This window comes from Mesorhizobium sp. WSM4935, from assembly GCF_029625735.1.
Lineage (GTDB): Bacteria > Pseudomonadota > Alphaproteobacteria > Rhizobiales > Rhizobiaceae > Mesorhizobium.
In genome coordinates this window covers 761,287-768,553 of record NZ_JARTVR010000002.1, presented here as the reverse complement: position 1 = coordinate 768,553, position 7,267 = coordinate 761,287, and the positions used below count along the sequence as shown (strand labels likewise).

Sequence of the window (7,267 nt, the reverse complement as noted above, 5' to 3'; positions counted from 1 at the left end):
ACTGGCTCGACCGGAGCGACTGGTGCGACGGGCTCAACGGGGGCGACCGGAGCCACAGGTGCGACGGGTGCTACCGGTGCAACTGGAGCAACCGGCTCGACTGGCGCGACTGGTGCCACGGGCTCGACGGGAGCAACCGGAGCCACAGGTGCGACGGGCGATACCGGCGCAACTGGAGCGACTGGCTCGACCGGAGCGACTGGTGCGACGGGCTCAACGGGGGCGACCGGAGCCACAGGTGCGACGGGTGCTACCGGCGCTACTGGAGCAACCGGCTCGACCGGAGCGACTGGTGCCACGGGCTCGACGGGAGCAACCGGAGCCACAGGTGCGACCGGAGCAACCGGTTCGACTGGCGCGACCGGAGCCACAGGTGCGACGGGTGATACCGGCGCAACTGGAGCAACCGGCTCGACGGGAGCAACCGGAGCCACAGGTGCGACCGGTGCAACTGGAGCAACCGGCTCGACCGGAGCGACTGGTGCCACGGGCTCGACGGGAGCAACCGGCGCAACTGGAGCAACCGGTTCGACCGGAGCGACTGGTGCCACGGGCTCGACCGGAGCAACCGGAGCCACAGGTGCGACCGGCGCCACTGGAGCGACTGGCTCGACTGGTGCCACCGGCTCAACCGGAGCGACGGGTAGCGGCGGTCCGACGGGGGCTACCGGACCGACAGGCCCGGGCGGCGAAACCGGGCATCAAGGTCCGCAGGGCAACAACGGGCACGGCAATGGCCAGCAGGACGCGCCAGGCAATTCCGGCGACCACAACAATGCCGATAACAGCTCGCACCAAGGACAGGGCAACTCTGCCGGTGGCCAAGGCAATGGAAATGGCGGACCCCACGCCACCTTGACGGCGAGCACGCTCGGGCTGACGGACTCCAAGCAGTTCTTGCAGTCCGGATCGTCCGGCGCAGCCAGCCCCGCCTCGTTCGGGAAGCTCGTGAGCCAGGCTGCCAGTTCGGCGACGACCGATCTCTTGAACGTGCTCAACGCGGTCAAGGGCTTTGGTCAGAACCAGAACAAGCCGTCCGGCGCCGCATCCGACCTGCTATCGGACAAGGGCAAGCAAGGTGCTGGATACGGTCAGGCCGACGACACGCTGAAAAAGGCTCTGAAGGATATTCTGAAGCCGAATGACTGAGTGTCGGTCGAGAAAAGCTCACGCGGGCCCTGCGGAAACGCAGGGCCCGCGTCCTCGCGTCTCGGAAAGAGGGCAAGGCCTCGTGTCGTGGCCTTGTTCGCACTACAATAGAGTTGCCGGGCATCCACGCCGGCGCGGTCGTGGCGGCAGCGTTCTCGAACCCTCGCTTGCAGGTGGCAGAGGAAGCAGATGGTGAGCATTCCTCAAAACACCGTAGCTCAGCCGGTCCCAATCCGCACGGACTTGGAAGCGGACAAGGCCGGGCAAGGTCACAAGATCGGAGAGGACCGGATCCCTAGCGGCCCCACCGCTTTCGATCGGATCGAGCCGCGGATCAAAGCAATGCTCCAGGTCGCCCGCTATCACGGTGTCGAGCTCGATCCCAACGAATTCAGGGCAACGAACGAAGGGTCGTTTCCGACCGCCTCCGACCTCTCGCAGTGGGCCCAGGACGCCGGGATGTGGTCTCGTGCGTTGCGGATCCGCTGGTCGCATCTGTTGCGTTTTGAGCATGTGGGGCCAATCGTCCTCCTGTTCAATGATGGCGGAGCCGGTCTCCTCATCGGGGCAAGCGCTGAACACAACCTCGTTTTCCTCAAGAGCGTCGACGCTTCCGATGACGCGGACGCTCTACCGATCGACGAGCTCCGCCTCGCCCAGGTGTGGTCTGGCGAGGCTGTCCTGTTGCGGGCGGCGCGGTCCTACGTCGCGGCGGACGCGCCATTCACGTTTGGTTGGCTGATCGATCTGGTGCGGCTTGAGAGCCGCCCGCTGCGTGATATTGGCATCGCCTCGTTTACGCTCAGCATTCTTACCGTTCTGCCGCCCCTCATCGTAATGACGGTGGTCAACAAGGTGCTGCAGTTCAGCAGCGTTTCGACCCTGGTGCTTCTCTCGGCTGTGATCGCTGTTGTGTTCGCCTACGAGACGCTACTCGGTCATGCTCGGCGGCTCATCGTCAATGTTGTCGGCACTCGTCTGGACACGAAGCTCAATCTGCATGTTTTCGGCAGGCTGTTGCGCCTGCCGCTCGACTATTTCGAGCGGCATCCTGCAGGCGAGACGATGTATCACCTTGCCCAGGTTTATCGCATTCGTGAGTTCCTGACCGGCAAGCTCCTCAGCACCTTCCTGGATCTGATCACGTTGTGTGTGCTGATCCCGGTCATCTTCTACATAAATCCCATACTGGCCTGGATGGTGCTCGCCTGCGCGGTCCTGATCATGGCGACGATCTTCGCCTTTCTTGCGCCGCTGCGTCGGCGTTATCAGCGCGTCGTGGACGCGGAGACCTGGAAGGCAGCCGCGCTCGGCGAGACCGTCGTCGGCATCAAGACAGTCAAAGCGCTCGGGCTCGAACCGCAGCGCAAGGCGCTGTGGGACGAACGGGTGGCCGACGCGGGCAAGGCGCGTCTCGCCTTCGGGGAACTGGCCAACTGGCCGCAGACCCTCGTCACGCCGATCGAGCGCGTCATGGTTCTCGGCACAATGCTGATCGGCGCCTATCTCGCGATGAACGACCGGTCAGGCTACATGGTCGGCAGCCTGTTCGCTTTCATGATGATCGCACAACGCGTCGCGCAACCTCTGGTCGGACTGGCACGGCTAGTCGAGGACTATGAGGAGGTCAGCGCCGCGATCGGGGAAGCCGCTTCGGTTCTCAACCGGCCATTGGAGAGCAGTTCCAATTCCGCCGGGCTGCGGCCGAGGCTCGTCGGCGAGATCAAGTTCAGCGATCTGACCTTCAGTTACATCGGCACCAAAACACCTGCGCTCGACCGGGTCAGCTTCGACATTTCGGCCGGTACTATGTTCGGCATTGTCGGGCGCAGCGGATCGGGCAAATCGACGATCGCGCGCCTGTTGCAGGGAATAAACCGCGACTACAGCGGGTTCCTCAAGCTCGATGGGGTTGATCTCAAGGAAATCAACCTCCGCCATTTGCGCCAGGGACTGGGCGTCGTCCTTCAGGACAATTTTCTGTTCCGCGGCTCGATCAAGGACAACATCATTGCAGGACGTTCCGGGCTGACGCTGTCCGACGCCATGCGTGCCGCTCAATTGGCAGGTGCTGCCGAATTCATCGAACGCATGCCGAACGGCTACGACACCTATATCGAGGAAGGTTCGCCCAATCTCTCTGGAGGCCAGAAGCAGCGGCTGGCAATCGCTCGTGCGCTCATTCACGATCCGACGATCCTGATCCTAGACGAGGCGACGAGCGCGCTCGATCCGGAGAGCGAGGCCGTGGTGAGCGCGAACCTGATGCGCATTGCCAGCGGGCGCACGATGATCATCGTTTCGCACCGGCTCGCCTCCTTGACCGAATGCGACCAGATCCTCGTCATGGACCAGGGTAAGGTGCTCGATGTTGCCCCCCATACGGTGCTTCTGGAGCGGTGCGGTGTCTATCGCCAGCTCTGGTTCCAGCAGAACCGGCATCTTGACGGCCGCCATGGCCGCCTGGCGGCTGTGCCGTCTCGACCTGACTGAGCTGGCCGGCAATGAGCAGCACCACTTATTCCACTCTCCCAGTTCACCGGCGCCGGCGAGATGCGAGCGATCCGACCGCTCCCGCTATCCTCGAGTTCAAATGGCCGTCGACGGCAGTCGCCAACGCACCGATTCCTTTGATGGCGCGCAGTATCGTGTGGATCATCTCCAGCATGGTCGCCGCCTTGATTGCGCTCGCCGCGCTGATCCCCGTCGACCAGGTCGTCACGACACGGGGGCTTGTGGTTTCGCAATCGCCCAACATCATCGTCCAGCCGTTGGAGACCGCGATCGTGCGGTCGATCGAGGTGCGCGAAGGACAGCGGGTAAAGGCGGGCCAGTTGCTGGCTCGCCTCGATGCCACTTTCGCTTCAGCGGATCTGACCGCGCTGGCCACCCAGGTCTCGACGCTCGAAGCCGAAGTGGCGCGCCTCAAGGCAGAGGCCGACGGCAAGCCTTTCAGCTATGATGGACTGGACCCAAGCTGGACACTGCAGGCCGCGATCTTCGAGCGCCGCAAGGCGGTATACGATGCAAAGCTTGAAAGCTTCGACAGGCAGCGTGACGAGTTGAGCTCCGTCATCTCGCGCTCACAATCCGACGCAGAGGGCTATCGGCAGCGTCTGGCTGTCGCGGCGTCCATCGAAAAGATGCGGCAGCAGCTTGAAGAGCGGCAGGTTGGGAGCCGTCTCAACACGCTTCTCGCCGAAGACAATTCGGCGGAGATGTCGCGCTCGCTCAAGAATGCCGAGCAGACGACCGAGGCTGCCAAGCGCCAGCAGGCCGCAGCCGCAGCCGAGCGTGACGCCTACGTGCAGAACTGGCGTGCCGATGTATCGCAAAGCCTTTCGGAAGCGACTTCACGGATGTCGGACGCGCGTGAGCTCCTAAACAAGGCGAAGCTGCGCAAGCAGTTGGTGGAGTTGAAGAGCGAAGCCGATGCGACTGTTCAGTCGGTAGCCAAGGTATCGGTGGGCTCGGTCCTGCAGTCCGGCGAGCGCCTGATCACACTTGTTCCAGCCGACGCGACCCTCGAGGTCGAGACCAACATAGTCGGGCGCAGCAGCGGCTTCGTCCATGTCGGCGACCCTGTGGCCATCAAGTTCGATACCTTTCCCTATTCGCAATATGGCCTGGCGCATGGCACCGTTCGCGCAGTCAGCCCAGACTCCTTTTCAGCCAGGGAACAAGCGCGCGATCCAAACAGTTCGCTGGCCATGCTGCCCGCGGATGCGGATCTGTTCTATCGCACCCAAATATCCATAGACGATGTTGCACTCCATGGTTTGCCGGCGGACTTCGCGATCAGTCCCGGCATGCCTGTGACTGCTGATGTGAAAGTGGGCCGCCGCACAGTGCTAAAATATCTGCTGGGCGCCATGCTGCCGATCGGACAGGAAGCGATGCGGGAGCCCTAGATGGCGATCCTCGACCGTCTGACTGCACGCATTCATCCCGCGCTGGCACTTCGCCGGGCAGTCCAGCTCTCCGTCAGCGGCAAGCCTGCGGAAGCTTTTGCGCTGATGGCCATCGCAGCACGCGGCGGCATTGTGGAAGCGCAATATCAGGTCGGCCGTTTTTATCTGGAAGGCATTGGCGTACCGCCGAGCCATTCTGAGGGCGCGCGTTGGTTGCGGCGGGCAGCCGATCGCGGCAGCTCCGATGCGCAGGCCCTTCTTGCTGCGCTGTGTGTAGCCGGGCTGGCGCCACGGGAAATCGGGGCTGGTTCGGAAGGCTTGTTCGAACGAAATTCCTCGGGAGAACCGGACTTCGCGGCAGCGCTCGACCTTGCGCGGAAAGCCGCCGAAGCCGGGTCCGCTACAGGACAGGCCCTGCTCGGCTATATACTGAGCAAGGGTCCAAAGGCGATGCGCGATCTCGATGCCGCGCATGGCTGGTACGAAAAATCAGCCGCGGCCGGTTGCCCGGAAGGATGCCTTGGGCTGGCCCTTTCTCTAATCCGGTTGAGGCAGCCGGAGCAGAGAACCAGAATCGCCACAGAGCTTCGTCGGGCCGCGGATGCCGGGCTGCTAACGGCGATCTATCTGTATGCGGTCCTCACCGAGCACGGAATGGGGGTGCCTGTCGATCTGCACGCAGCTCAGAGGCTTTATAGGGATGCGGCGGAGAGGGGACTCTCATCCGCTCAATTCCGCCTGGGGCTAGCACTCATCGAGGGTAGCCTGGTGGATCGGGACCCTGTCGCCGGTGAAGCCTGGTTGCGTCGTGCCGCCTTGGCTGGAAATGTCGATGCCGCTTATCGCTTGGGCGAGCTGTATGCGAGCCGGCCCCCGCGGGACTTTGCGGAGGCAGCGACCTGGTATCGCCGGGCTGCCGATGGAGGTCACCAGCCAGCCTCACGTGCATTGGCTTCGCTCTATCTTTCGGGCAATGGTGTGGCTCAGGACGCTGAGGAAGGAACTCGCTTGCTGCGGTCCGCAGCAGCCAGTGGCGATCGCCAGTCCCAAGTTGATCTGGCAAACCTCGTCCTCGAAGGCGCGGGCGAACCAGATGACGCTATCAGCATTGCTGGATGGTTTGGGGCAACCGCGTCATCGGGCGATCTGGTTGCTGCGTTCAATCTCGGTCTTTGCTTTGCCGAAGGCGTTGGTGTCGGCAAGGATCAGGAGCGTGCGGCGCGTTGGATGGGCCGCGCGGTCGAAGGCGTTGCCGAGGCGCAATATATGTATGCCCGCATGCTTCAGGAAGGACGAGGCATGGCTGCCGATCAGAGGCAGGCCCGCGTCTGGTTTGAGCGGGCGGCAAAAGCTGGCATCGTGGACGCGCAGGTTGCTCTTGCCGAAATGCTTTACAATGGTCGTGGTGGAGAACGCTCCGTCGTTGCCGCAGCCCATCTTTTCAAGCAAGCCGCCGCTGCTGGACATGCCGGGGCGATGTTCGCGATCGGGGCATTGTACGAGACCGGACAAGGCCTGTCGACCAACCGTAAGGCGGCCCAGGAATGGTTTGCAGCGGCGGCAGAGAGAGGCCACGGGCATGCGCAGCTCATGCTTGGCCGCTATCTCTCCAGAGGCATTGCCGGCGAGCATGACTCCGCAGCCGCCCGCATCTGGCTCGAGCGGGCGGCTGCGCACGGTCTCCAGGAAGCCTCTGACGAGCTCGCCGAGATATAGCGGCGGGGGGCTCAGCTTCGTTCGCTGGAGTCTCGCATTTCCTCGATTTCTTCCGGCTCCTTGTCGTCCATTTCGGCGATCTCGTTGCGAGCCTTGTCGTTCGCCTTGATTAGCTCATCGAGTTTCGCCTGGAGGGCTTGGGTGTCGCGATGCTCGGCCCTTTGGATAAACAGCGTCATCGCCCAGGTGATCAGCGTCGCGACGCCGTGCCAGTCAAGCGTTTCCCGCTCGAAGATAAACCAAGAGACGGTGTAGCCGCCCAAAATCAAAAAAGCTGCTGGTCGGGACGTCAATGTGCCGACCTTGGTCAGCGCCTCTCGAATCTGCAATGTCGCCATGCCTGCGAACGGCTGACGGCAATCCGGGTTCCCGCCGAGTCGGCTTGGCAGCGCGAAGTGCAACGCGTATCTACGCCAACCGAAGACCGGCCGGTTTGCTCCGGTACACCGAACAAACCGCGCGACCATCGGTCTCCAATAGAAAAGTTCGCG

The 7,267-nt window shown here is 63.0% G+C and carries 5 protein-coding genes; 4 read left to right on the top strand and 1 reads right to left on the bottom strand.

All coding sequences use genetic code 11. The features are described from left to right. Nucleotides 1-855: 855 nt before the first annotated feature. From P9273_RS07875 to P9273_RS07860, 4 genes are all read left to right on the top strand, one after another. On the top strand, nt 856-1,149 hold the full coding sequence (locus P9273_RS07875) for a hypothetical protein (protein ID WP_278048366.1): 294 nt from the start codon (nt 856-858) through the stop codon (nt 1,147-1,149). 342 nt (nt 1,150-1,491) lie between these two features. Further along, on the top strand, nt 1,492-3,642 hold the full coding sequence (locus P9273_RS07870; protein ID WP_442920198.1) for a peptidase domain-containing ABC transporter: 2,151 nt from the start codon (nt 1,492-1,494) through the stop codon (nt 3,640-3,642). Nucleotides 3,643-3,782: 140 nt separating this feature from the next. Further along, nucleotides 3,783-5,060 (top strand): HlyD family type I secretion periplasmic adaptor subunit, encoded by a 1,278-nt coding sequence (locus tag P9273_RS07865; RefSeq protein WP_278048364.1) that lies wholly within the window; start codon nt 3,783-3,785, stop codon nt 5,058-5,060. Beyond that, a complete protein-coding gene (locus P9273_RS07860; protein ID WP_278048363.1) occupies nt 5,061-6,776 on the top strand; it encodes a tetratricopeptide repeat protein in 1,716 nt (571 codons plus the stop codon). A gap of 11 nt (nt 6,777-6,787) precedes the next feature. Here the strand turns inward: P9273_RS07860 and P9273_RS07855 are convergent, their stop codons facing one another. Beyond that, nucleotides 6,788-7,243 (bottom strand): low affinity iron permease family protein, encoded by a 456-nt coding sequence (locus tag P9273_RS07855; RefSeq protein ID WP_336619365.1) that lies wholly within the window; start codon nt 7,241-7,243, stop codon nt 6,788-6,790. Nucleotides 7,244-7,267: the final 24 nt, after the last annotated feature.

Coding starts and splice junctions, on each gene's coding strand:
- P9273_RS07865 (WP_278048364.1), top strand. CDS start 3,783: ATGGCGCGCAGTATCGTGTGGATCATCTCCAGCATGGTCGCCGCCTTG.
- P9273_RS07870 (WP_442920198.1), top strand. CDS start 1,492: ATGCTCCAGGTCGCCCGCTATCACGGTGTCGAGCTCGATCCCAACGAA.
- P9273_RS07855 (WP_336619365.1), bottom strand. CDS start 7,243: ATGGTCGCGCGGTTTGTTCGGTGTACCGGAGCAAACCGGCCGGTCTTC.
- P9273_RS07860 (WP_278048363.1), top strand. CDS start 5,061: ATGGCGATCCTCGACCGTCTGACTGCACGCATTCATCCCGCGCTGGCA.